The organism is Stenotrophomonas sp. 2619, from assembly GCF_040548725.1.
Classification (GTDB): Bacteria; Pseudomonadota; Gammaproteobacteria; order Xanthomonadales; family Xanthomonadaceae; genus Stenotrophomonas; species Stenotrophomonas maltophilia_AP.
Genome location: NZ_JBEPSF010000001.1, coordinates 484,649 through 510,227 on the forward strand (window position 1 = coordinate 484,649; position 25,579 = coordinate 510,227).

The 25,579-nt window shown below is 67.3% G+C and carries 20 protein-coding genes; 8 read left to right on the forward strand and 12 right to left on the reverse strand.

Annotated elements, in window-relative coordinates; all coding sequences use genetic code 11:
- The first annotated feature begins 33 nt into the window (after positions 1-33).
- From ABIA71_RS02265 to ABIA71_RS02275, 3 genes are all read left to right on the forward strand, one after another.
- Positions 34-1,245, forward strand: a complete 1,212-nt coding sequence (locus tag ABIA71_RS02265; protein ID WP_354282741.1) for a hypothetical protein — start codon at positions 34-36, stop codon at positions 1,243-1,245.
- Positions 1,242-3,449, forward strand: a complete 2,208-nt coding sequence (locus ABIA71_RS02270; protein WP_354282743.1) for a hypothetical protein — start codon at positions 1,242-1,244, stop codon at positions 3,447-3,449. The genes ABIA71_RS02265 and ABIA71_RS02270 overlap by 4 nt, the downstream gene beginning before the upstream one ends.
- Positions 3,450-3,564: 115 nt before the next feature.
- Complete coding sequence (locus tag ABIA71_RS02275) at positions 3,565-3,864, forward strand: DUF6916 family protein (protein WP_354282745.1); 300 nt, start codon at positions 3,565-3,567, stop codon at positions 3,862-3,864.
- Here ABIA71_RS02275 and ABIA71_RS02280 read toward each other — a convergent pair.
- From ABIA71_RS02280 to ABIA71_RS02295, 4 genes are read right to left on the reverse strand one after another with little or no spacing between them, the layout of a single operon-like run.
- Positions 3,857-4,411 (reverse strand): GNAT family N-acetyltransferase, encoded by a 555-nt coding sequence (locus ABIA71_RS02280; RefSeq protein ID WP_502960685.1) that lies wholly within the window; start codon positions 4,409-4,411, stop codon positions 3,857-3,859. The genes ABIA71_RS02275 and ABIA71_RS02280 overlap by 8 nt on opposite strands.
- Positions 4,408-4,941, reverse strand: coding sequence for a phage tail protein (locus ABIA71_RS02285; protein ID WP_354282749.1), 534 nt, complete (start codon positions 4,939-4,941; stop codon positions 4,408-4,410). The genes ABIA71_RS02280 and ABIA71_RS02285 overlap by 4 nt, the downstream gene beginning before the upstream one ends.
- 51 nt (positions 4,942-4,992) lie before the next feature.
- The gene (locus ABIA71_RS02290; protein WP_354282751.1) at positions 4,993-5,526 is read right to left on the reverse strand and encodes a phage tail protein; all 534 of its coding nucleotides are present in this window, start codon (positions 5,524-5,526) and stop codon (positions 4,993-4,995) included.
- A gap of 13 nt (positions 5,527-5,539) precedes the next feature.
- Positions 5,540-6,043 carry a phage tail protein gene (locus ABIA71_RS02295; RefSeq protein ID WP_354282753.1) on the reverse strand — a complete coding sequence of 168 codons (504 nt, stop codon included), beginning with the start codon at positions 6,041-6,043 and terminating at the stop codon, positions 5,540-5,542.
- Between the two features lie 165 nt (positions 6,044-6,208).
- Between ABIA71_RS02295 and ABIA71_RS02300 the strand changes: the two genes are divergently transcribed.
- Both ABIA71_RS02300 and ABIA71_RS02305 read left to right on the forward strand, forming a co-directional pair.
- On the forward strand, positions 6,209-13,168 hold the full coding sequence (locus ABIA71_RS02300; protein WP_354282755.1) for a putative Ig domain-containing protein: 6,960 nt from the start codon (positions 6,209-6,211) through the stop codon (positions 13,166-13,168).
- Positions 13,169-13,305: 137 nt separating this feature from the next.
- Complete coding sequence (locus tag ABIA71_RS02305; protein ID WP_354282757.1) at positions 13,306-14,325, forward strand: phosphotransferase enzyme family protein; 1,020 nt, start codon at positions 13,306-13,308, stop codon at positions 14,323-14,325.
- A gap of 246 nt (positions 14,326-14,571) precedes the next feature.
- Here the strand turns inward: ABIA71_RS02305 and ABIA71_RS02310 are convergent, their stop codons facing one another.
- The 7 genes from ABIA71_RS02310 to amaB form a co-directional block, all read right to left on the reverse strand.
- Positions 14,572-15,459, reverse strand: coding sequence for a DMT family transporter (locus tag ABIA71_RS02310; RefSeq protein WP_354282917.1), 888 nt, complete (start codon positions 15,457-15,459; stop codon positions 14,572-14,574).
- 32 nt (positions 15,460-15,491) lie between these two features.
- Positions 15,492-16,541, reverse strand: coding sequence for a UDP-N-acetylmuramate dehydrogenase (murB, locus tag ABIA71_RS02315; RefSeq protein ID WP_354282759.1), 1,050 nt, complete (start codon positions 16,539-16,541; stop codon positions 15,492-15,494).
- On the reverse strand, positions 16,538-17,593 hold the full coding sequence (locus ABIA71_RS02320; RefSeq protein ID WP_354282761.1) for a quinone-dependent dihydroorotate dehydrogenase: 1,056 nt from the start codon (positions 17,591-17,593) through the stop codon (positions 16,538-16,540). The genes murB and ABIA71_RS02320 overlap by 4 nt, the downstream gene beginning before the upstream one ends.
- Before the next feature lie 9 nt (positions 17,594-17,602).
- Complete coding sequence (locus ABIA71_RS02325; RefSeq protein WP_354282763.1) at positions 17,603-18,373, reverse strand: class I SAM-dependent methyltransferase; 771 nt, start codon at positions 18,371-18,373, stop codon at positions 17,603-17,605.
- Positions 18,374-18,380: 7 nt separating this feature from the next.
- A complete protein-coding gene (locus tag ABIA71_RS02330) occupies positions 18,381-18,665 on the reverse strand; it encodes a DUF4190 domain-containing protein (RefSeq protein WP_354282765.1) in 285 nt (94 codons plus the stop codon).
- An 87-nt stretch (positions 18,666-18,752) separates the two neighbouring features.
- Complete coding sequence (locus ABIA71_RS02335; RefSeq protein ID WP_354282767.1) at positions 18,753-19,526, reverse strand: SDR family NAD(P)-dependent oxidoreductase; 774 nt, start codon at positions 19,524-19,526, stop codon at positions 18,753-18,755.
- Positions 19,526-21,058: an L-piperidine-6-carboxylate dehydrogenase gene (amaB, locus tag ABIA71_RS02340; protein ID WP_354282769.1), complete on the reverse strand. Its 1,533-nt coding sequence runs from the start codon at positions 21,056-21,058 to the stop codon at positions 19,526-19,528. Before amaB ends, ABIA71_RS02335 begins: the two co-directional genes overlap by 1 nt.
- A 185-nt stretch (positions 21,059-21,243) precedes the next feature.
- Here amaB and kdsA point away from each other — a divergent pair, with 185 nt between their 5' ends.
- The gene (gene kdsA, locus ABIA71_RS02345; RefSeq protein ID WP_354282771.1) at positions 21,244-22,089 is read left to right on the forward strand and encodes a 3-deoxy-8-phosphooctulonate synthase; all 846 of its coding nucleotides are present in this window, start codon (positions 21,244-21,246) and stop codon (positions 22,087-22,089) included.
- A 28-nt stretch (positions 22,090-22,117) separates the two neighbouring features.
- On the opposite strand, the gene galE is transcribed toward kdsA, so the two are convergent.
- Positions 22,118-23,149 (reverse strand): UDP-glucose 4-epimerase GalE, encoded by a 1,032-nt coding sequence (gene galE, locus ABIA71_RS02350; protein ID WP_354282773.1) that lies wholly within the window; start codon positions 23,147-23,149, stop codon positions 22,118-22,120.
- A 319-nt stretch (positions 23,150-23,468) separates the two neighbouring features.
- On the opposite strand from galE, the gene ABIA71_RS02355 reads away from it, so the two are divergent.
- Positions 23,469-24,953, forward strand: coding sequence for an undecaprenyl-phosphate glucose phosphotransferase (locus ABIA71_RS02355; protein ID WP_354282775.1), 1,485 nt, complete (start codon positions 23,469-23,471; stop codon positions 24,951-24,953).
- A gap of 99 nt (positions 24,954-25,052) precedes the next feature.
- Positions 25,053-25,529 carry a low molecular weight protein-tyrosine-phosphatase gene (locus tag ABIA71_RS02360; protein ID WP_354282777.1) on the forward strand — a complete coding sequence of 159 codons (477 nt, stop codon included), beginning with the start codon at positions 25,053-25,055 and terminating at the stop codon, positions 25,527-25,529.
- Positions 25,530-25,579: the final 50 nt, after the last annotated feature.

Consider the following 25,579-nt stretch of genomic DNA (forward strand, 5'->3'; position numbering starts at 1 on the left):
GTGGCCGCTTCCCCTCCGTTCTGGTCGCTACCGATGGCTGTTCCCGCATTCGCCGAGCTGCTGTCGCGCCACATGCGTCGCATCCGCGCCAGTGCGGGGGGCGTGGCCGCCGAGATCGGCATCAGCCGCGAAGCGGTCAACAACTGGCGCTCGGGCGCGTCGTTGCCCAGCCGCCGCCACCGCGACCGGGTATTGGGCTGCTGCAACTACCTGCGCCTGACCGAAGCGGAAAGCAACGCGCTGTTGTGTTCGGCCGGTTTCGAGCCCGAGTTCCCGGTGGAGCCGGCCGTCGCACTGCCCGTGCGCAGCGCGACGCCGCCCACGGTGCTGCACCTGCTGGACCGCCTGCAGCAGTTGCGGCCGTACCCGGTCTGCCTGCTGCTGACCCAGGCCCATTGGGGGCAGCCGCCCGAACGCGAGGCGATCCTGGCCGAAGCTGTCGCGCGCTATGGCCACGACCGGGTGCTGCACCTGCAGCCGCCGTTCCGGGCAGGCGAGGGCGACGAGGATTATTTCGCGCGGCTGGCCGAACAATGCGGGCTGGAAGGCGTGTCATCCGACGCCGGCTTTGAAGCGGCGCTGGCGCGCCGCCTGCAGCAACCCGGTAGCCTGTTCTGCCTGGTGAGCCGCTTCGAGCAGGGCGCAGCCGGGCCGCGTGATGTGCTGGCCGGCATCCTGCGCAGCCTGAGCGAGATGTACAGCGGCAAGCTGCACCTGTTGATCTGCGGTGGTGCGGCGCTGGCGGACCTGAAGTACCAGGGCGGTGACCTGTCGCTGCTCAACATCGCCGCCAGCGAGCAGTGGCCGGAGCTGGTCGTGGATGACCTGCAGCGCACTGCGCCCGACGTGCCCGACTACCTGCTGGCGCGCGCGCTGCACCTGTCCGGCGGCCATCCATTGCTGGCCCAGGCCGCGCTCACCTTGTTGACCACGCCCTCGCCAGAGGCGGTGCTGGACGACGAGGCGGTGACCACGACCTTGTCCACCCATCCGCGGTTGTGGGAGGCGCTGCTGCCGGTGTTGCGTGACGCCCACGCACGCGACGCGATCGGTAGCTGGCTGGATCGCGCGCGGCTGGCGCCGGCGCGGCCGTACTTGATCGACCCGCTGCTGCGCCAGCTGTATTGGGACAACCTGCTGGCGGTGCGCGTGCATGCCGACGGCGCGTGGCTGGAGTGGCGGTGCGACGCCGTGCGGCGCTGCGCACGCCACGTCATCGACAGCCTTGCCGAGTTGCCCGCATGAGTGCGGCGGGCGGCATGCTGCTGCGCTGGCGCACCTGGCGGCTGCTGCTGATCGCGGCCGCGACGTGGTTTATCGTGAGCCTGTTCGTGGCGCCGATGCTCAATCCCTTGGTGGCGTGGAAGATCACGCACGATGGCGAAAGCATGATGCTGATGCAGCGTGCCCGCATCGATACGATGTTCCTGCGCGAAGAAGCACAGGGCCATTGGGAGCGCGACGGCGCATGGCCCACCGCCGTCGCCGTGCCGGGTGTGCATGATCCGGCCGAAGCGGTGGTAGTGGCCGAGGTGCCTGCACCGTTCGTGCTGCGGCTGCGCTTTACCGGTAAATTCCCGGCCAGTGCGGGCGTGGCCGGCACTGCGCTGGACCACACCCTGGATCCCGCCAATGGACACTGGCGTTGCCAGCCGGGCACCCCGGCGCCGCCCTCGCGCTGGCTGGCGCCGGACTGCCAGTCCAGCGCGCCCTGGACCATCATCGAATGGCTGGGCCTGCTGCTGGGCATCACCACGCTGTTGCTGATCGTGCTGGGCCTGATCTGGTTCCGCGCGCGGCCCGCTGTGGCCAGCATCCTGCACGCGCCGCGAGAACTGCTGCAACAGCCGCTGCAGGGCTTGCCCGCACTCGACCGCCAACTGGGCTGGCTGCGGCTGCGCGCGCGCGTACTGGCCGACGTGGGCGTGGCCGGTGTGCGCTGGCGTGAAACCTTGCGCCACGTACAGGCGCCCGCCGACGCCCAGGCTGCTCTGCTGGCCGCACGCATCGGCGCGGCGGATGCACCGGCCCATGGCTGGACGCTGCCCGGCTGCGTCCGTGAGTGGCGCCTGCCCGACACGCTGCCGTTGGCGCTGGAGCGCCTCTGGGTGTATCTGCCCGACCCGGAGATGACCGGCGAGGCCATCGTGCAGCAGCTGCGCGGCATGCCCAACGGCCAGGACGTGGTGCTGCTGGTCAGCCCGTCGCTGCAGGTCGAGTCCGCACTGATGGCCTATGCCGACGACCCGGCCAACCTCTGCGCCTGCCTGGACCAGGCGGCGCAGACCCGCTGGCTGCTGCAACCGGGCGCCGTGGCGGTGCTGGTCGCGTTGCTGGCGCGCCAGCTGAAGGTGACCCGCATATCGCCCTACCAGACCCATGGCGGCATCACCCGCCCGGCGGCGTTCTTCGGGCGTGCATCGCTGCTGGCGCGCGTGCTCAACCGGGAGCCCGGCAACTACCTGCTGGTGGGTGGGCGGCAGCTGGGCAAGACCAGCCTGATGAAGGCGATCGAGCGCCGTTTCGTTGGGCACCCGCACGTGCATTGCCGGTATCTGTCCCTGCGTGACCATCGCCTGGCCGTGCGGTTGGCCGCGGAGCTTGGCCTGCCCGAAGACACCGGCATCGACGCGCTGGTCGCGGCGATGTCAGCCAGCGCCGAGGGGCGGCGGGTGCTGCTGTTGATCGATGAAACCGACCTGTTCCTGCGCGATGAGGCCCAGCACGGCTACCCGCAGTTGTCCGCGTTGCGTGCCATCAGTGAAGAGGGCCGCTGCCACTTCATGCTGGCCGGTTTCTGGGATCTTTACGAGGCGGTGACACTGGATTTCGCCTCACCGCTGCGCAACTTTGGCGAGGTCATCCACGTGGGCGGGCTGGAAGACGAGGCCTGCCATGCGCTGGCCACCGAGCCGATGGCGCGGCTGGGCGTGCACTTCGCCGCGTTGGACCTGCCGCGTACGCTGGTGGCCGCCTGTGGACGACGTGCCAACCTGGTGGCGATCGTCTGCCAGCAGCTGCTGTCGCAGCTGGGGCGGGGCGAGCGGGTGATCGATGCCCGCCAGCTGCATGCGGCGCTGGGATCGGATCCGGTGTTCGACGCGCTGGCCGGCTGGGCGCGGTTGACCCCCGATCCGCTGGCAAACCGGATCGACCGCATCGTGGTGTATCGCCTGGCGTGCGCGCAGCTGGGGCCGGGTGCCGAGCGCGGGGTTGCCCTGGAGGACGTACTGGCCGATTTCGATGCGGCCGGCGTGGCCGTGGAGGCCGAAACGCTGCGGCGCGCGCTGGCGCGGTTGCAGCTGGCGTACGTCATTCGGCGCGACGACAGTGGTGCGCGTTTCGTGTTCGCGGTGCCGCTGTTTGCCACGCAGTTCCAGCTGGAGGAGGCACGGGCGCTCCAGCAGCGCGAACTGCAGGCGCTGGCGTTGGCAGAACCCTCCGGTTGACTGCGCGCCGTGCGGTTGCACGCGTGCCGCCGCGCGTGCGCGGACGGTGTTCCGCCCGTGCCGGCTTTGTGCAAGACTCGCTCCCTGACCACAGCGTTGCAAGGACGGGAAGCGCATGCAGGTTTTTGCCCTGGACAATTTCGCAGGACTGGTGAACCAGACGTTCCAGGTTGCGCTGGGCGATGTGGGAAACACCTCGTTCGTGCTGGTCGAGGCGCGCCCGTTGCAGCCGGGTGAGTCACTGCCGGGGCAGGTGCGCGCACCGTTCTCGCTGTTGTTCCGGCATGAGGCGGCGATCGTGTTCCCGCAGAAGACCTACCCCATGCAGCATGAGGCCTTGGGCGAATTTGGCATCTTCCTGGTGCCGATCGCGCGCGACCGCACCGGGTTCATCTACCAGGCGCTGTTCAACTGAATTCCTGGCGCATCACCAGGCGCAGCGTGTCGCCGCCAACGCTGGCAAAACCGAGCCGCTGATACAGCCGAAGTGCGGCCGCATTGTCGCGCAGCACGCTCAGCTGCACGGCGTCGCACGCGTGCTGCCGTGCAAGTTGCTGCACGTGTGCAAGCAGTGCCGTGCCGATGCCCTGTCCACGTTCGGCGGACAGCAGCAGGATGTCGATGATGTGCAGCGCATCGCCGTCGTCGTGCAGGTAGAGGCGGCCCAGCGGTCTGCCGGTGTGCTCCACGATCAGGAACGCCGCGTCGGTGTACTGCCCGATGTAATGGCGGTGCTGCAGCTCGAACTGACTGTCCAGGAAGGCACGCCGCGTAGCGTCCGGCCACGGCACCGCCGCAAGCTCGGCCGCGCGCGACTGGTGGTACAGGTCACGCAGGAAGGCCATGTCCCGTTCAAGGGCAGGGCGCAGTGTGATGCCATGGGCGTGCAACGGCGACGTCGCCGCCACGGGATGTGGCAGCGACGTCGGGAAGCCCGGCAGTGATGGGTGGCCGGATGTCACGGACGCGGAGGGAAGATGCCCCTCAGGGCGATGCAGAAGTTCACCGTCAGGTAGGGCTGCCGGTTTTCGTGCGGCTGGCTGCCGCCGGCCACGCCCACCATCGACGGCGCGAAACCCGCATTGGCTGGCGTGGCATCGGCGAAGGGCGCCGTGGCGGTGGGAATGGTCACGGCGTCGCCTTGGAGCGGCGTTCCATGCAGCTTGGTTGCGTCACGCTGTGCGTACACGTTTACCGCATGGCTGTGCCGCGGCATCTCGCTTTCGAGCAGGGTAACGCTGGTAGTGCCAAACACCTCGCCAAGCGTCCGATCCGAGAGCGCGGGACCCTGGCCCTGTCCGCAGGCGGTGAACCCCTGCAGGTTGGGCAGTGCGAAGTTGCTTCGCCCATCGCCGCCGTAGGTGGTGCCAAGCAGCGAAAAGAGCGCTGTATTCTGGGAGATGGGCAGCAATTGGCCGGCGCACAGCGCCCATTGAGCCGGCGCGAAGTCGAAGCCGAACATCTGGATTTCGCCGAGAAACTGGTCAGACATAAGTAGAATTCCCTGTGGATTTGCGGCAGTCCATGGTGGTCATGCGCGGGCTCAACTCGGTGACGGGTAAATGCCGAACAGGCTGATGCAGTACCGCAGGGTCAGTGTCGGCATGAGGTTGTCGTGGGGTTGGTTGCCGCCGCTGAAGGACAGCATGCTTGCTGCCAGTCCGCGACTGGCCACGCCGTTGATGTCGCTGGTGTACATGGTGTCTCCGCTGATGCCACCCAGCACGGTGCTGGTCGATGGCGCCTGCGCGGAGGCGGCGGCGTCGGTGGCCACCATGGGGTGGCCATGGGCTGGCAACTGCGTCAGTTGCAGGGTCACCGTTTCGCTGCCTGCCACGCCACCCAGTGAACGCGGCGTGCCACCACCGGGCATCGTGCCCACGTGCAGTGGCACACGGCCTCGCAGGTCGGGTACGGCGAACGTGTTGATGCCGTCCCCGCCGTAGGTGGTGCCGATGAGGTTGAACAGGACGTCGTACTCGGCGATCGACAACAGTGCGCCATTGCAGTCCTGCCAGCCGAGCGGTGCGAAGTTGAAGGGAAGCAGCCGGATTTCGCCGACGTAGGGATTGCTCATTGCAGGTCTCCGGTCAGCCGCGCGAAGGATAAATGCCCGACAGCAACATGCAGAAATTCAGCACGCTGTAGGGCTGCATATTGTCGTGCGCCTGGCTGCCGCCACTGCTGGAAACCGTGGCGGAATTCAACGTCACCAGGTGCCCGTTTGCCGGGCCATAAAGTGGACTGCCGGCCTTCGCGTACAGGTTGTCGACTGGGTTGCGCGCGGTGCCATCAGCGCCGGTGGCGGCGGCAACATGGACGTGCATGGGAATCTGGGTCTGATTGAGCGTTACCGCTTCCACCCCGCCGGCGGTTCCACTGACATTCTGTGGACCTTGCCCGACCGGCACCCGGCCGCGCATGTCAGGGAGTGCGAAGGTGGTCTGGCCGTTGCCGCCGAACCGGGTGCCCAACAGGCTGAACAATGCCTGGTTCTGGTTGATCGGCAGCATCGTGCCATTGCATTGCGCAGTTTCTCTGGGCGCAAACCCGAACGAGTAAATGACTATCTGGCCAAGAAATGAATCGGACACCGTGAATATCCCCTTTCCTGTACTGCTCCCGCTCCTGACCCCGAGCGTGGCTGTACTGTTCATCAAACAGGACATACTTGACAAGTGCTGTCGCTGGTTACCTACTACGCCCGCCGGGGGGCGTTTTCGTGGGGAAGTGCGGCCCTGGTTTCAGGGGATAAACTCATGGCACAGGGAACGTGGGTCCAGCGCGCAGCGCTGGCCGTGGTGAATCAGCTGTCGGCATTCAAATCGCGTCGCGTCATTATATTGACGCCGCTATGGATCGCGTTGCTGTGGTCGGCCAGCGTGCAGGCGGCCAATTGCCCGGATATGGTGGTCCCCGATTCGCGCACCACGCCGTCCACCACGCCCATGGCCTCCGGCGGCACCATCGTCATCGATGCCAGCCACTGCGACTCCTTCGGCGGCATCGGTGGCAGCGGCCCGGGTGGCAATCCCAACAACTACGCCACCACCCACGGCCAGGTGAGCGTGAACCCGCTGACCAACCGGGTCACCTACACCAACAACGGCAGCGGCGTGCCGGTGGACAATTTCACCTTCAAGGATGACAACGGCGACATCATCAATGTCACCGTGAACATCGGTGCCGCATCGTCGCCGATCACGGTCACGCCGGCCAACGCCCCCAAGCCGGTCATCGGTGCCAGCTACACGCTGTCCATGAGCAGCAGCGGCGGTACGTCTCCCTACACCTACACCCTGGGTGCGGCGACGCTGCCGCCGGGCATCACCTTCAGCAACGGCACCTTCTCGGGTGTCGCCAGTGGTGGCGGCACCTATCCGGCCACGGTGAATGTCACCGATGCCGCCAGCCTGACCACCAGCAAGGCCTATACGTTCGTGGTGGACACGCCGACCATCACCTTGCTGCCCCCGCCGACGATGTCCGTGAACGTGCCTTACAGCCATCAACTCGTCGGGCAGGGCGGTACCGCGCCGTACAGAACATTCGCCCTCGACACCGGCAGCCTGCCGGCGGGCATTACCTTGAGTTCAACCGGCGTGCTGTCGGGCACCCCCACGGCAGTGGGCAGCTACCCGTTCTCCGTCAGCGCCTATGACAGCAGTACCGGCACCGGCCCGTACCGCAATGCCACGGCCTTCACAATGGTAGTCTCGGCGGCCCCCCCGATTGACATCACCCCCACTACGTTGCCAAACGCCGCCGTGGCTGCTGCCTACAGCGCCACGCTCGCCGCCACCGGCGGCAACAACGGCCCTTACAGCTTCAGCGTGATCGCCGGCGCACTGCCCGCAGGGCTCACGCTGGCCGCGAACGGCATCCTGAGCGGCACGCCCACCGCGGGCGGTACCTTCAACTTCACCGCGCGCGCCACCGACAGTGCCAGCAACGTGGGGTCGCGCGCGTACACGCTGGTCGTGGCCGCACCGACAATTACGATTTCGCCCACCATCTTGCCCGCGCTCACCCGCAACGCGGCCTACAGCCAGACCATTACCGCATCGGGTGGCACGGGCCCGTACACCTACGCTGTTACTGCTGGCGCGACGCCGGCGGGCATCACGTTGTCCGCGGCCGGAGTGCTGTCCGGCACGCCCACCACCACGGGATCCTACGCGTTCACCCTCACGGCCACCGACAACAGTACCGGCAGCGGCCCTTACACCGGCTCGCGTGCCTACGTCGGCACGGTGCAGCAGGACGTGCCGGTGATCGCGCCGGCCACGTTGCCCGTCGGCACTGCCGGGGTGGCCTACGCGCAATCGCTCACGGTCACAGGCGGGGCAGGAGCGCCGTACACGTTTGCGATTGTCGCGGGTTCTCTGCCGAGCGGCCTGGCCTTGAACACCGCCACCGGGCAGATTTCCGGCACGCCCACCGTCGTAGGATCGTTCCCGGTGACTGTCCAGGTCACCGATGCCGGTGCCTTCAGCGGCCAGCGGCCGTACACGATCACCATCGCCCCGCCCGTGCTTGCCATCACACCGTCGGGCGCGACGCTGAACAGCCCTTACGGGTCCGTCTTCAGCCAGAGCTTCGGCGCCAGTGGCGGCACAGGGCCCTACGCCTATTCGCTGAGTGGTGCGTTGCCCAGTGGCCTTACCTTCACCGCCGCTACCGGCGTGCTGTCGGGCACGCCAACCCAGACGGGTACGTTCCCCATCACGGTCAGCGTGACAGATGCGACCACGGGCGCAGGAGCGCCGTACACGGCCAACCGCAACTACACCCTTACGGTATCCGCGCCCACCATCGTGATTGCACCATCGACGCTGCCGACCGGTTCGGCGGGCGCGCCGTATTCGCAGACCCTGACCGCCAGCGGTGGCGTGGCGCCGTACACCTTCCAGGTCATTGCGGGCAGTCTTCCGGCCGGCGTGTCCCTGTCGGCGTCCGGTGTGCTGTCCGGCACGCCAACGGCGGCGGGCACGTTCAACGTGAGCGTGCAGGCCAGCGATGCCAACCTGCAGATCGGCCTGCGTGCCTACTCCTTCAGCATCGCTGCGCCCACGCTTGCGCTGTCGCCGGCAAGCGGCACCCTGCCGGCTGGATACGGAATGGCGTATAGCCAGAGCTTCACTGCCCTGGGTGGCACAGGGCCCTATACCTATTCCTTGGGCGGCCCAGTACCTGCGGGTCTCAGCTTCAACAGCAGTACCGGCACGTTGTCCGGTACGCCGTTGCAGGTCGGCATTTTCCCGCTGACTGTCACTGCCACCGACAGCAGCACCGGCACGGGTGCGCCGTTCAGTATCCTGTCCAGCTACACGCTCAACGTTGCGCCGCCTGCCATCCTCATTGCGCCGGCGAGCCTGCCGGTGGGGAGCGTGGGCAGTGCGTACTCGCAGACAGTGACCGCCAGCGGCGGTATAGCGCCCTACACCTTCGCGATCGTCGCCGGTGCACTGCCGGCCGGTGTGACGTTGTCGTCCGCGGGCGTTCTCAGCGGCACGCCCACGGCGGGCGGCTCGTTCAACTGGACCGTCAGGGCCACCGATGCCGGCAGCATGACGGGCGCGCGTGCCTACACCATGACGATCAGTGCGCCCACCATCGACATCGCGCCAACAGCGCTCCCCGATCCCACCCAGGGCGCGGCCTACAGCGCGGCGCTGAGTGCCAGTGGCGGCACGGCGCCGTACACCTTCAGCATCGTCGGAGGTGCCTTGCCCGCCGGCATGACCCTCAACAGTGGCGGCACGTTGTCCGGCACGCCGACCAACGCAGGCCCGTATGCGTTCACTGTGCAGGCCAGTGACAGCAGCACCGGCGTCGGCCCCTTCAACGGCACCCGGTCCTACAGCGGCACCGTGCAGCCCGGCATTCCGGTGCTCAACCCGGCGACCCTGCCCAACGGGGCGATCGGTGTGGCGTACACGGCGGCCTTGTCGGTAACCCAGGGCGCGGGTGCACCGTACACCTTCACCCTGGTATCGGGCGCGCTGCCCACGGGCCTCACCCTGAGCAGCGGCGGCGTGATTTCCGGTACGCCCAACACGGCCGGCTCGTTCACCGCCGTGGTGCAGGTCACCGATGCGGCAGCGCAGAACGGGCAACGCAGTTACACCATCAGCATCGGCGCGCCGACCCTGACCCTGTCGCCGGCGGCCGGTACGCTCAACGCCACCTACGCAGCGGCCTACAGCCAGACGTTCAACGCAGGCGGTGGCGTCGCGCCTTACACGTATGCCGTAACGGCCGGTACGTTGCCCACCGGGATGTCGCTGGCGGCGGCCACCGGTGCGTTGTCGGGCACGCCCACCCAGACCGGTTCGTTCGCGGTCACGGTGACCGCGACCGATAGCAGTAATGGCACGGGTGCACCCTTCAGCATCAGCCAGAACTACAGCGTGGTCGTCGCGTCGCCCACCATCGCCGTTGCGCCGACGACGGTGCCCGGCGGTACCGTGGCCATTCCGTACTCGCAGGCCTTGTCCGCCACTGGCGGCATCGCCCCGTATACGTTCGCGATCAGCGCCGGCGCACTGCCGGCCGGCGTGAGTCTGTCTGGCGCGGGTGTGCTGTCGGGCACGCCGACGGCCAGCGGCACGTTCAACGCCACCGTTACCGCCACCGATGCCAACGGCCAGACCGGCGCACGGGCGTATGCCGTGCAGGTCGCTGCGCCTACCATCGTCGTGGCCCCGGCAACGCTGCCTTCGCCAGCACAGGGCTTGGCCTACAGCGCCACCTTCAGTGCAAGTGGCGGCGTGGCGCCGTACAGCTTCTCGGTCACCGGTGCGTTGCCGCCGGGTCTGTCGCTGACCACCGGCGGCGTGCTGTCCGGGACGCCGACCGCATCGGGCACCAGCACGTTCACCGTGCTGGCCACCGACAGCTCGGGTGGGGCAGGGCCGCATACCGGCGCGCAGAGCTACACGCTGAGCACGTCGGCCGGTCCGTCCATTGACCAGACCAGCGTGCCGGCCGCCACCGTGGGCAGCGCATACAGCACCGCGCTCTCCGCCACAGGCGGCACCGCACCGTACAGCTTCGCCCTGGCCTCCGGTACGCTGCCCGCTGGCATCGTGTTGAGCAGCGGCGGCGCCTTCAGCGGTACGCCGACCCATGCCGGCAGCTTCGCCATCACCGTGCGCGTCACCGACAGCAATGGCGTCACCAACCAGCAGGGCCTGGTGCTCGTGACCGGCGCGCCAACGCTGGCACTGACCCCGGCCGCGGGCACCCTGCAGGCCGACTACGCGGTGGCCTACTCGACCACCTTCGCCGGCAGTGGCGGCACCGCGCCGTACACCTACACTGCCACCGGTGCGTTGCCTGCCGGTTTCAGCCTCAATGCAGCCACCGGCGTGTTGTCCGGCACGGCCACGCAGAGCGGCAACTTCCCGATTGCAGTGACCGTGACCGACGCCTCCACCGGTGCCGGCGCACCGTTCCAGCGGGTGCAGAACTACACGCTGGAGGTGGCCGCGCCCACGATGGTGGTGACCCCGGGCAGCCTGCCCAACGCGGTGGTGGGGGCGGCCTATACGCAGGCGCTGACCGCCAGCGGTGCGGTGGCGCCGTACACCTACACGCTGCAGGGCGGCAGCTTGCCTGCCGGGATACAGCTGGATGCAGCCAGTGGCGTGATATCCGGTACGCCGGTCAGCGCCGGCAGCAACACGCTGGCGGTGCGCGTCACCGATGCCAACGGGCAATTGGTGGACAAGGCGTACACGCTGACCGTGGACCCGGCGCAGATCGTGATCGATCCGGCGGTGCTGGCCGCGCCGCAGGTGGGCCAGGCCTACCGGCATGCGTTCAGCGCTACCCGTGGCAACGGCAGCTACATCTGGAGCGTGGCCAGCGGCAGTCTGCCGGCCGGGTTGGCGTTGTCGGCCGACGGCGTGCTCAGCGGTACCCCCACCAGCATCGGCACCAGCACCTTCGTGCTCAGTGCCAGTGATGGGCAGAACTATCCCGGCACCCGCAGCATCACCGTGACCGTCAGCCAGGCGCAGGCCGTGGCGGCGGCGCAGACGGTGACCGTGCTGGCCGGCCAGACCGTCACCTTCGATGCCACCACCGGTGCCAGCGGTGGGCCGTTCGACACCGCCGCGATTGCGGCAGCACCGCCCACCGGCAGTGCCAGCGTCGCCGGCCTGCAGATCAGCTACACGGCGCCGCTGGAGGCCAGTGGCACGGTTGGCTTCACCTACACGCTGGCCAACAGCAGCGGCGTGTCGGCCCCGGCGCAGGTGACGGTCACCATCAATCCGCAGCCGATCGCCGCTGCACTCACGGCCAGTGGCCTGGCGGGCACCACCATCAGCGTGGAGCTCACCGATGGCGCGCGCGGCGGTCCGTTCACCGCGGCCAACGTGGTGTCGGTGATGCCGGCCAACGCGGGCACGGCCACGGTGAAGGCAAGCGATGTCGGCTACCGGCTGGAGTTTGCCGCGGCCGGCGGGTATGCCGGCGTGGCGCAGCTGGTGTACACGCTGAGCAACGCCTATGCGACCTCCGCACCGGCCACGCTGGCGGTGACCATCACCGCCCGCCCCGACCCGACCAAGGACGTTGAAGTGATGGGCATCCTGGATGCGCAGGCCGACGCCACCCGACGTATGGCCACCGGCCAGATCAACAACTTCCAGCGTCGTCTGGAAAGCCTGCATCGCGGCGGTGGCGACGGCTTCAGCAACGGCATCAGCCTGTCGTCGGCTTCGTCGGGACGCGCAGGGCAGCGCGGTAACCTCTCGGCAGTGGACCAGAGCCTGGCCGATTCCCTGCGCATGAACCTGATCGAGCCTGCGGCAGATCCTGCCGATGCCACGGCAGGCGATGCAACCGGCGGCAATGGCGGCCTGCCCGGCGGCATTGCGGTATGGACCGGGGGCGCGCTCAGCTTCGGCAATGGCAACAACCGCAACGGCCGCAGCTCGGCGGACTTCACCACGTCGGGCCTGAGCATGGGTGCAGACAGGCGCATCAGTGACGGGTTGGCGCTTGGCGCGGGCGTGGGCTATGGCCACGACAGTTCGGATGTCGGCAACAAGGGCAGCCACAGCAGCGTGGACAGCTACAGCGTGGCCACCTATGCCAGCTGGCGGCCGAGCCGCAACACCTACCTCGATGGCCTGGTGGGGTACCAGTGGTTGTCGCTGGATGCGCGGCGCTTTGTCACTGGCAATGGCAACACCGTGCAGGGCAGCCGCGATGGACGCCAGCTGTTTGCCTCGCTGGCGCTGGGGTACGAGCATCGCAGTGAGACCCTGCTGCTGTCGCCCTATGCCCGGCTGGACGTAGCCGACGCCACGCTGGACGGCTACACCGAGCAGGGTCGGGTAGGTGACACGCTCACCTATGACGAGCAGAAGCTGCGCACCAGCACCGGCAACCTCGGCCTGCGCAGCGAGTACCTGATCAAGACCGACCACGGCAGCTGGCTGCCCGGCGCACGCATCGAGTTCCAGCGTGATTTCCAGGGCAGCAATGCCGCCACCCTGCGCTACAGCGACCTGTTGTCCGGCCCGGCCTACTCGGCGTCGCTGCGCGACCAGTCGCGCAGTCGTACGCTGCTCGGCATCGGGGCGCCGTTCCAGTCCACGTCCGGCTGGTTGTTCCGGTTCGAGTACCAGTTCCTGTTCGACAGCCAGGCGGGCGACGTGCAGTCGATCCTGATCGGCGCAGAGAAGAAATTCATGCCGTAACCCAACGCGCGCTGCCGTCCTGACGGCAGCGCGCAGCGGCGTGGTTCGTGATCGGTTGCGCTGTGCGCTGCCTATGTTTCTGACATAGTGATGGCGTGTGCGTGCGACACGGCGGAGCGATGCTGCATCCTCAGGAATTGTCTTCTTCCCAGATTGGCCTGGCGTTGTCGCAGGCATGGGGCGTGCACGCCAACGGGGTGGTGCAACGGTCCACCGGTGCCGACGCTGGCGCCACGGTGTACCAGGTGATCGCAGGCGATGGCGCGCGCTGGTGGTTGAAGTGCCGGCGCTACGCCGTCGATGACACGGTGTGGAAAGTCCTGCAGTACCTGCGCAGCCAACGCGGCCTGGCCGAGATCGCCGCGCCACAGCCCACGCGCGAGGGCGCGCCGGCGTTGCGCCTGGACGGCCTGCAATGGACGCTGTTTGCCTACGTCGAGGGTCAATCCGGATTCGAGTCGGCACTGTCGCAGGCGCAGTGGCGGCGGTTGGGAGCGGTGCTGCGGCAGGTGCACGACACGCCGTTGCCGGATGCGCTTCGCGCCGGGCTGGCGCAGCCGGATTTCGATGACGACACCGCGGTGGAGCGGGTGGGTGCGTGGCTGCATCGCACCGACGCGCGCTGGCCGGTGCGCGATGACCTTGCCGCCCAGTTCCTGCGCGCCTGGCAGCAGCATCGTCCACGTATTGCCGAGGTGTGGCAGCGTTGCACGCAGCTGCGTGAGCGGCTGCAGGGCCGGGCATGGGCGCGGGTGCTGTGTCACGGCGACCTGCACGCCGGCAACCTGCTGTTGCGGGCCGACCACGGGCTGTGCCTGATCGACTGGGACGACATGCTGCTGGCCCCGCGCGAACGCGACCTGATGTTCGTCGGCGCGGGTGTGGGCGGGCGCTGGGGGCGCGATGACCCGCCAGGGTTCGGTGAGGGCTACGGTGCCGTGAGCATCGACCGCGACCGCCTGGCCTATTACCGGCATTGGCGCATCCTGCATGACGTGCAGGAGTTTCACGATCTGCTGCTGGAACCGGGCGCGGCATCGCGCCCGCCAGCGCAACGGCGCCAGGCCCTGCGCCACATGGAGGAGCAGTTCGCGCCGGGCAACGTGGTGGACAGCGCGACGCGCAGCTGGGTGGCGGCCACCGGGCTGCCGGGGTAACGCCACCCCTTGGGTGGCTTCGGTGCGACCGGCATCGGGGGGTAGAGCCACCCCATGGGTGGCTGCCGTGCGATCGGGATCATTGCCGCGCCAGCCACCCATGGGGTGGCTCTACCGATTGGTTGGGGCGTTGGCGTGTCCAGCCACCCATGGGGTGGCTCTACCGGGGTTGTCTGTCAGCCACCCATGGGGTGGCTCTACCGATTGGTTGGGGCGTTGGCGTGTCCAGCCACCCATGGGGTGGCTCTACTCGCCTGGTTTGGCGCCGGCCGATGCGGCCTGCGAGGCGGCGCGCCGCACCAGGACCGCTTCGCGATGGGCGATGTAGGCGTTGGCGCCCAGGATGATGCCGGCACCGATGACGGTCCAGCGGTCCAGGGTTTCGCCAAACAGCAGCCAGCCGAGCACGGCGACCAGGGGCAGCTGCATGAAGCTGATCGGGGTCAGTGCCGAAACCTCGCCCAGGCGCAGGGCCCGCGTCCATAGCAGCTGGCCCACCGTGCCGAACAGGCCCGTGGCAGCCAGCCACAGCCAGGCCATGCCGGTTGGCCACACCCAGACGAACAGGGCGGGAATCAGCGACAGCGGCACCCAGAACACGTAGGTGTAGAGCACCACGGCGTCCGCGCTGTCCACGCGGGTGAGCTGCTTGATCTGGATCGCCACCAGCGAACTGAGTACCGCGGCGAGCACGGCCACCAGTGTGCCGGGGGTGAAGCTGGTCGAGCCCGGCCGCACGATGATCAGCACGCCGATGAAGCCGATGATCACCGCCGCCCAGCGTCGCGCGCGCACGGTTTCGCCGAGCCACAGCACCGCGGCGATGGTGACGAACAGCGGCGTGGAGTACGACAGCGAGATGGCCTGCGACATCGGCAGGTGGCCGATCGCCCAGAACGCGCACAGCATCGACGCCAGGCCGATCGTACTGCGCAGCAGGTAGCGCGGCAGCTGCTGGGTCTTCAGTGACGCGCGCCCCGGGCGCAGCAGCATGGGCAGCAACGCCATCAGGCCGAAGGCGTTGCGGAAGAACGCCACTTCCTGGGTGGGCACCGAGCGGGTGGCGTAGCGGATGGCCACCGCCATCAGCCCGAACGCCAGCGTGCTGCCCAGCATCAACAGTGCCGCACGCAGGGGTGTGGGGGCAGGCAGGGCGAGTGGCGGTGTCACCACTGCGCGCCGATCAGGCGCGGCTCCGGTTCGATCGGGACGCCGAACTTTTCCAGCACCGAGGCCGAGATCTGCCGTGCCAGCGCCAGCAGCTGCTCGCCGGTGGCCGTGCCATGGTTGACCAGCACCAGCGCGTGGTGCGGCGACACGCCGGCGTCGCCGTCACGGTAGCCCTTCCAGCCACACGCTTCGATCATCCAGGCCGCCGACAGCTTGCGCCGGGTGTCCTGGTCGGCCGGGTACACCGGCAGGTCGGGGAAATGCTGCAGCAGCACGTCCACCTGCTCCAGCGGCAGCACCGGATTCTTGAAGAAGCTGCCGGCGTTGCCCAGCACGTCCGGGTCGGGCAGCTTGCGCCGGCGGATGTTGATCACCGCGTTGGCCACATCGGCGGCCACCGGCAGTTCCACGCCCATCGCCTGCATCTCTTCGTTGATGCCGGCATAGCCCAGGCGCAGGGCGTGCAGCAGCGGCAGGCGCAGTTCTATCGCGGTGATCAGGTAGCGCTCCGGCATCTGCTTGAACACGCTGTCGCGGTAGCCGAACTGGCAGGCCTCGGGATCCAGCCGGACCCACGCAGCGGCCTCGCGGTCCCAGGCTTCGACGGCCTGGATGAACTCGTCCACCTGCACGCCGTACGCGCCGATGTTCTGGATGGGGGAGGCGCCGGCCGTACCGGGAATCAACGCCAGGTTCTCCAGCCCGGACAGGCCGTTCTGCAGCGACCACATCACCAGCCCATGCCAGCTGACCCCGGCGCCGGCACGGACCACGGTGTGGTCGGCGCGGTGTTCGAGGATCTCGATGCTGCGGTTGGCAAACACGAGGACCGTGCCGTCCACGTTGCCGGCCAGCAGCACGTTGCTGCCACTGCCCAGCACCAGCAGCGGCGCATCGGCCACCTGCGGCAGCGCCAATACGTCCGGCAGCAGCGACGGGTCGTGCAGCTCCAGCAACTGGGCCGCGCTTGCCTCCACGTGGAAGGTGTTGAGCGCCTTCAGCGACGCGTTCTCAGTCAGGGTCCAGGCAGGCATTGCATTACTCATAGGGGGGCAACCGCACCGCGGCTGGGGGCCTCGCGGCGTCGGCGGATGGCTTCCACGCAGTCCTGCACCAGGGCCGGGCCGCGGAAGATCAGGCCGCTGTAGCACTGCACCAGGGAAGCGCCGGCGGACATCTTGGCCACCGCATCGGCACCGGACTGGATGCCGCCAACGCCGATCAGCGGCATCGACTCGGGCAGGCGCGCACGCAACCGGCGCAGCACCAGGGTGGACTGGCCCAGCAGCGGCGCGCCGGACAGGCCGCCGGCTTCCTGCGCGCGCGGGTCCCCGGCCACGGCACTGCGGTCGATCGTGGTGTTGGTGGCGATCACGCCGTCCACCTTCAACTCACTGAGTACGCGGGCGGCGGCATCGATGTCGCGGTCGCTCAGGTCCGGCGCCACCTTGACCAGCATCGGTACGCGACGACCATGCTTGGCGGCGAGGTGTTCCTGACTGTCGCGCAGCTGGGAAATCAACTGGCGCAGCGCCGTTTCTTCCTGCAGCTCGCGCAGCCCGGCCGTGTTGGGCGAGGAGATGTTGACGGTGATGTAGTCGGCCAGCGGATACACCTTCTGCAGGCAGTGCTGGTAGTCGTCGAACGCCTGCTCGTTGGGCGTGTCCTTGTTCTTGCCGATGTTGATGCCGAGCAGCCCGTGGCGGCGCTTGGCCCGTTCAACATTGCGCACCAGTGCATCTACGCCGAGGTTGTTGAACCCCATGCGGTTGATGATGGCCTGGTGTGCCGGCAGCCGGAACAGCCGCGGTTTCGGATTGCCTTCCTGCGGGCGCGGGGTGATGGTGCCGATTTCGACGAAACCGAACCCCAGCGCCAGCAGGGCATCGATGTGCTCGCCATTCTTGTCCAGCCCGGCGGCCAGGCCAACCGGATTGGGGAACTCCAGGCCGAAGGCCTTGGTGGGCAGCGGTGCGATACGGCCGGCCAGCAGGGGCGTGGTGCCGGTGCGATAGGCCAGCTCCAGGCCGTTCAGGCCAAGGCCGTGGGCGCGCTCTGCATCGAAGGCGAACAGGAAGGGGCGGGCAAGCGAGTACATGGCGTTCTATCAGTCCAGCGTGCCGACAAAGGCACGGGTGTGGTATTCAAAGGCAACCTGGCCGTCCACGGCGTGGGCATCGAACAACTGCTGCAGCGCCTCCAGCATCGGCGCATGGCGCGGGTGGCCGGCCTGGGGCGCGTAGGACGAGGACAGCAGGCGGCCGCGCAGGCCATCCAGGTCCATGCGCTGCACGTTGGGGAAGCTGGCCAGGCCGCGCAGGCCCGCACCGAACCAGGCGCGCATGGCGTCGTCATCCTGGTAGCGCTCGGCCACCTGGGTGTAGTCGGTGCCGAACTCCAGCAGCAGCTGCTCGTAGCCGATCAGGAACGGCGAGGCGTCCAACAGGCGGGAGTTCCAGAACACCAGCGCCAGCCCACCGGGATGCAGGATGCGTGACCACTCGCGGCGCACCGCGGCGGTATCGAACCAGTGAAAGGCCTGGGCGGCGGCGACCAGACCAACGCTGTCGTCGGCCAGGGTGGTGGCCTCGGCAGTGCCGTCGACCAGTTTCAGGCGCAGGTAGTCGGGGGTCAGCCACTGCTCGGCGGCGGCGCGCATGGCCGCATTGGGCTCCACCGCGATGACCGGGTGGCCGCTGGCCAGGAACAGACGGGTGGAAATGCCGGTCCCGGCGCCGATATCGGCGACCAGGGTCTCGGTGGGCACGCCGATATCGTGATGCAGCCAGTCCAGCAGGGCGGGTGGGTAATCGGGGCGGTAGCGGACGTAGTCGGCGACGCGGTTGCTGAAGCGTTCGGTCGAATCCGATGCACTCATGGGGACCTCACGATTGGGATGCGGCAAACAGGGCCAATCCACCGAAGAAGAGCAGGAAACCCACCACCACCAGGATGCTGCCGATCACCGCCAGCCAGCCCAGCACCAGCCCAGCGACCGCCAGGCCGTCGCCTTCCAGGGCCTGCGGCTGGCGGCGGATTTCCGCGCGCGCCATGTGGCCGGTGACGATGGCGACGAGACTGCCAAGGAAGGGAAACACCGTCCAGCCCACGATGCCCATGATCAAGCTGACTACGGCCAGCGAGCTGGTCTGTCGATAGGGCTGGTTCATCCGTTTCCTCCATGGCAGAGCGCCCATGATAGTGCCTGCGCCAGGATTAGCCCATCGGCGCGGGGCGGCGTGCTACCCAGAAGGGCCTCAGCCCATCAGGGCCTGGCCACCATCGACGTTCAAGGTGTGGCCGGTAATCCAGCGCGCCAGCGGCGAGCACAGGAACAGGGCGGCATCGGCGATTTCCTTCGGTTGGCCGAAGCGGCCGAACGGAATTTTGGCCAGCGTGGCGTGGTACAGCACCGGGTCCTGCTCGCGGCGGCGGTCCCACAGACCGTCCTCGAACTCGATCGAGCCCGGGGCGATGGCATTGACGCGGATCCGCTGCGGCGCCAGCGCCAGTGCCTGGGAGGTGGTGTAGTGCATCAGTGCGGCCTTGGCCGCGGCATACGGAGCGGCGCCCGGTCGCGGTTGCAGCGCGGCGATCGAGGCCAGATTGAGGATGCAGGCGTCGCTGGACTGCTGCAGCCAGGGCAGGGCCAGTCGCGAAGCGCGTACCGCCGCCATCAGATCGATGCCCAGGCTGGCTTCCCAGCCGGCTTCGTCGTCGGCCATGCCATAGCCGGTGGCGTTGTTGACCAGCACATCGATACCGCCCAGTGCGTGGGCGGCATCGGCCAGCCAACGGCCGATGTCGCCCAGTACCCCCAGGTCGGCCGATGCGGTGTGGATGTCCAGGCCCAGGGCCTGGGCATCCGTCCGCAGCGCAGTGAGCCCGGGCTCACCGCGGGCGCACACCGACACGCGGGCGCCCGCCGAAGCGAACGCCAGCGCCATTGCACGCCCGATGCCCTTGCTGCCGCCGGCCACCAGTACCCGGCGCCCGGTGAAATCCAGCGATGGGGCAGCGGGCGCGGGCATCACAGGTCGAACTTGATGCCCTGGGCCAGCGGCAGCGAATCGGAGTAGTTGATGGTGTTGGTCTGGCGACGCATGTAGACCTTCCACGCATCCGAGCCGGACTCGCGACCACCGCCGGTGTCCTTCTCGCCGCCGAACGCGCCGCCGATCTCCGCACCGGACGTGCCGATGTTGACGTTGGCAATGCCGCAGTCGGAGCCGGCCGCCGAGAGGAAGCGCTCGGCAACCTTCAGGTTGGTGGTGAAGATCGACGAGGACAGGCCCTGCGGCACGCCGTTCTGCATCTCGATGGCTTCGTCCAGGGTGCTGTACTTCATCACGTACAGGATCGGGGCGAAGGTTTCGTGCTGCACCACTTCATCGCTGTTCTTCAGGCCGGTGACGATGGCCGGCAGGACGAAGTTGCCGGCACGATCAATGCGGGTGCCGCCGGTTTCCACGGTGCCGCCGCTGGCCTTGGCCTTCTCGATCGAGGCCAGGAACTGCTGTACGGCGCCGTCGCTGTTGAGCGGGCCCATCAGGTTGGCCGGGTCGGTCGGATCGCCGATCTTGCCTTCCACCTGCTTGTACGCCTTGACCAGCGTGGCCAGCACGTCGTCATGGATGGATTCGTGCACGATCAGACGGCGGGTGGTGGTGCAGCGCTGGCCGGCCGTGCCGACCGCGCCGAACACGATGCCCGGGATGGCCAGCTTCAGGTCGGCGGTTTCGTCCAGGATGATGGCGTTGTTGCCGCCCAGCTCAAGCAGGCAGCGGCCCAGGCGGTGGGCCACCTTTTCGGCGACCTGGCGGCCCACCTGGGTGGAGCCGGTGAAGCTGATCAGCGGCACGCGCTTGTCGGCCACCATCTTCTGCGACAGCTCGGTGCCGGCGTCGTTGATGAGGAAGAAGATGTCCGGGAAGCCGGCACCGCGCAGTGCTTCGTTGCAGATGCGCATGGAGGCGATGGCGGTCAGCGGGGTCTTGTTGGACGGCTTCCAGATGCACACATCGCCGCAGATCGCGGCCAGGAACGAGTTCCAGGCCCACACCGCGACCGGGAAGTTGAACGCGCTGATGATGCCGACCAGGCCGAGCGGCTGGTACTGCTCGTACATGCGGTGGCCGGGGCGCTCGGAATGCATGGTGTAGCCATAGAGCATGCGGCTCTGGCCCACGGCGAAGTCGGCGATGTCGATCATCTCCTGCACTTCGCCGTCGCCTTCGGGCTTGCTCTTGCCCATTTCCAGCGCGACCAGCGAGCCCAGCGCGTCCTTGTGGGCGCGCAGTGCTTCGCCGCACAGGCGCACCGCTTCGCCACGGCGCGGGGCCGGGGTGGTGCGCCAGACCTTGAAGGCTTCCTGGGCGCGGGCCACGATGGTTTCGTAGTCGGCGTCGGTGGTGGCGTGGACCTGGGCGATCGCTTCGCCGGTGGTCGGGTTGACCGGGGTGATCAGACCGGCGCTGGTGGCGGTGGACCACTCGCCATTGCCGAGGTAGGTGCCAGCGTTGGTCGCGTCCAGGCCGAGGGCCTTGAGCAGATCAGAGGACATGCAAACTCCTGTTGCGTATCAAAAAGGGCGCAGCCGCTGGCAGGGTGGGGTGCGGCATGCAGAAGGCGGATTTTAGCAGACCGCCGCCATGTGCCCGTACCCCTGCCTGTCACGCAGCCGGTAGAATGGCGCATTGACCCCAAGCGGCTTCGGTCGTGGTCGGTCGTCTTGCCCCAGGAGTCTGAATGAACGTTACCGTTGCGGAAGGTGTGGTGGTCGGCAATCGTCTGCCGTTCGTGCTGTTTGGCGGCCTCAACGTGCTGGAAGACCTCGATTCGACCCTGCGTGCGGCCGAACACTTCACCACGGTGACCGCCAAGCTCGGCATCCCGTATGTCTTCAAAGCCTCGTTCGACAAGGCCAACCGCTCCTCGATCACCTCCTTCCGGGGCGTTGGCCTGGAGGAGGGTCTTCGCATCTTCGAGGAGGTCAAGCGCCGCTTCGGCGTGCCGGTGATCACCGACGTGCACGAGGTCGCCCAGGCGGCGCCCGTTGCCGACGTCGTGGACGTGCTGCAGATCCCCGCGTTTCTCGCGCGCCAGACCGACCTGGTGGTCGCGATCGCCGAGACCGGTCGCGCAGTCAACATCAAGAAGCCCCAGTTCCTCAGTCCCACGCAGATGAAGCACATCGTGTCCAAGATCCGTGAGGCGGGCAACGAGAACATCATTCTCTGCGAGCGCGGGGCACAGTTCGGCTACGACAACCTGGTCGTGGACATGCTCGGTTTCCGCGAGATGATCGAATCGACCGGCGGGCTGCCGGCGATTTTTGACGTCACCCACAGCCTGCAGCGGCGCGATGCCGGCAGCGAGGCGTCCGGTGGTCGTCGCCGTCAGGTTGCGGAGCTGGCGCGTTCCGGCATGGCCCTCGGGATTGCGGGCCTGTTCCTCGAGGCGCATCCCGATCCGGACCACGCCCGCTGCGACGGCCCGAGTGCGTTGCCGTTGGCTGCGCTGGAAGCGTTCCTGGGGCAGATCAAGGCCGTGGACGATCTGGTCAAGGGCTTCCCGGCGCTGGATATCGGCTGATCCGGACCCGGCAAGGGCGGCCCTGGGATCAGGGCTGCCCTTCTGCAGTGGCTGCCTGCTCCTGCGGCGAGTGCCCCGGAGACCAGTCGGGTGGGTCGCGGTGCCAGCGCCACGCGCTTTCGATGATCGGGGTCAGCTCCGTCCAGCGTGGTCGCCAGCCCAGCAGTTCGCGCGCCTTGGCACTGGATGCCACCAGTGAGGCCGGGTCGCCTGCACGACGCGGGGACATGGTGTACGGGATGGGGGCGCCCGCCACTGCGGCGGCTGCGGCGATGACCTGTTTCACTGAGAAGCCTCGGCCATTGCCAAGGTTGAAGGCATGGGCGCCTCCCTGGTGTTCCATGAAGGCCAATGCCAATGCGTGGGCCTGGGCAAGGTCCTGCACATGCACGTAGTCGCGAACGCAGGTGCCGTCACCGGTGTCGTAGTCGCTGCCGAACACGTTCAGCGGCGGTCCCTTGCCGAGAGCGGCGCGCAGGACGTTGGGTATCAGGTGTGTTTCGCACGCATGCGCTTCGCCGATCCCGTGCTCGGGCAGGGCGCCGGCGGCGTTGAAGTAGCGCAAGGTCACCGAGCGAAGGCCGTAGGCTGTCGCGGCGTCGGCCAGAAAGCGCTCGGCCATCAGCTTGCTGGCCCCGTAGGGGTTGATCGGCGCCGTGGGGTGTTCTTCGTCGATGAGGGCAGTGGTGGGGTGGCCGAACACCGCTGCGGTCGATGAGAACACCAGCTTCTCCACCTCGTGCTGACGCATCGCCTCAAGGAGATTCAGGGTGCCGGTGACGTTGTTGCTGTAGTAGCTGTAAGGGTCGGCAACCGATTCCCCTACCAGTGACCGCGCACAGAAGTGCATGACCGCGTCGAAGCGTCGGCCGTGGAACGCCCGCTCCAGCGAGGCCGGATCCATCAGGTCGGCCGTAATCAGTTCGCCCCAGCGGACGGCTGCGCGGTGCCCGGTCGAGAGGTTGTCGAGGACCGTGACCGTGTGGCCGTGCTCGGCCAACCATTGGGCCATGTGGCTGCCGATGTAGCCGGCGCCGCCGCAGATGAGTACGTCCTGCAAAAGAGCTCTTCCTTGAGTGCTGGATGGCGCCGGGCAGCTGCCCGGGCGCGGTCGGTTCGTAGGGTGGATGTTACCAGACCAGCTTGCGCGGCCTTCGGTTGTAGGCTCGAGGAGGCGCGAGTCGTGACGCACCCCTTGGAGCGGCAGGCGGACGGGCTTGAGCCCGTCCTTGCATGTACTGTGCCTATTCAGCCTGTTGGCTTCGGAAACAGCAATAAATTCCGTTCGGATCCCGTCACAATCTGGTTACAATACTCGATTGTGTACGCGCAAGACGGCCGATACGGAGCTTTGGCGTCTGCTCGTATCAGGATGCGGAATGAGTGCGGAGAAAAAGGAGCGGTACATGCTACAAGGATCTGTAGAAGGGCTGGCCGACACGGGTAGTCGGGTTCGAGAGCGCCGCGGTGAGGCGAGAGCCGCGCTTGAGCTGGGTCTGCGTCTGGGCGACTTCCTGGTGGTGCCGGTAGCCGCTATTGCCACCCATTTCCTGCGTTATGGATGGGCAGCCCCCACTCATGAGCAGAAGGTCATCTTTGGCGCGGTGTTGCTGAGCGCCATCGTGTGCTTCTCCGTTGCTCCGATGTATCGAAACTGGCGGGCCCGGGGGTTGCTGGCCGATCTCTGGATCCTGCTGATGGCGTGGACCTCCGTGTTCGCGCTGTTCTCCATGTACGCCATGCTGATCGACGTTGCAGACGCCGTGCCGGCGCTTTGGCTGGTGGCTTGGTTCGTTGCCGGCCTGTTGGCCATGACCGGTGTCCGGGTGGTGCTCAGGGTGCAGTTGCACCGGCTGCGTGCGCGGGGGCTGGACCGGGAGCGCGTGCTGTTGGTGGGGTTGCGCGCGCCCGCGTTGAAGTTGCATCGGCTGCTTCACGGCAAGCCGGAGCTGGGCAAAGAGGTGGTCGGTTACTTTGCCGGCGCCTACGACATCGCCGGTGGGCGGCGCAGTGGCTGGCCGCATCGCCTGGGCGCGGTGGAGGATCTGCCGGAGTACATGGCAGCCCACGCGGGAGAGTTTGATCAGCTGTGGGTATCCATGCCGATGGGCAGCGCCGTCCAGATCAAGGCGATGTTGAAGGATATCGAGCGCTTCCCGGTTCCCGTCCGGTTGATTCCCGATACCACCGGCCTGGGCGCGTTGAATCCGGGCGTGCACGAGGTGGGTGGCGTGCCGATGATCGGCGTTCGCCAGGGCCTGGTGGACCAGAGGTTCAAGCTGGGCAAGCGGATCGAGGATCTGTTCGTTGCCGGCATTGCCGTAGTACTGCTTTCGCCGCTGCTGGCGTTGCTGGCCATCGGGGTCAAGCTGAGCTCGCCCGGGCCGATACTGTTCCGGCAGAAGCGCCACGGGTTGGGCGGGAAAGAGTTCTGGATGCTGAAGTTCCGTTCCATGCGCGTGCATGTCGAGCACGCCGAAAAGATCACCCAGGCGACCCGCAATGATCCGCGGGTGACGCGGTTCGGTGCGTTCCTGCGGCGCTCCAGCCTCGATGAGCTGCCCCAGTTCTTCAATGTGCTCGGGGGCAGCATGTCGGTGGTGGGTCCCAGGCCCCATGCCATTCAGCACAACAATCACTATGAGCGGCTGATCGAGCGCTACATGCACCGTCACTACGTCAAGCCCGGCATCACCGGATGGGCACAGGTGCACGGCCTTCGCGGCGAAACCCCGGAGCTGCGGTCGATGAAAAAGCGTGTTCAGTACGACATCGACTACATCCGCCGTTGGAGCCCCACGCTGGATGCGCGGATCATCGTAATGACGGTCTTCAAGGTCTTTGGGCAGAAGTCAGCGTACTGAGGCGAAGGGTGATTTAGCGACCTAAGTCAATGATTTGATGAAAAAAACTGTGCCAATGCCTGTGTCGTGCGGTAACCTGTGCGACTGGCTGCGTGTTGTATGCACGAGGTGGCCTGCGCGAACTGTTATGGAATCCAGGTAGTGTTCAAAAACATTCTTTTTGTGTGTGTCGGCAACATCTGCCGCAGCCCATCGGCCGAAGTGATGCTGCGCCAGGCCATCGCCGGTAAAGACATCCAGGTGTCGTCGGCGGGACTGGGTGCGTTGGTCGACCACGGCATCGATGCCACCGCGCAGGAATTGTTGCTCGAACGGGGGTTGGATGGCGTGGCGCATCGCGCCCGCCAGATCAACGGTGCGATCCTGGCTTCTGCCGATCTGGTGTTGACCATGGAACGCAAGCACGTCCGGCGCATCGCGGAAATCGCCCCGGAGGCATCGGGCAAGACCTTCCTGCTGGGCAAGTGGCAGCAGGAACGGGAAATACCCGATCCCTACCGCCAGCAGCGTCCCGCGTTCGAGCACGTTTACAAGCTCATGGCCGAGGGCGTGGAAAGTTGGTCGCGGCATCTTTGATGCGCGCCGCTTGCACCTTCTTCTGTCTTTAAACCTTTTTGCCTTGATGC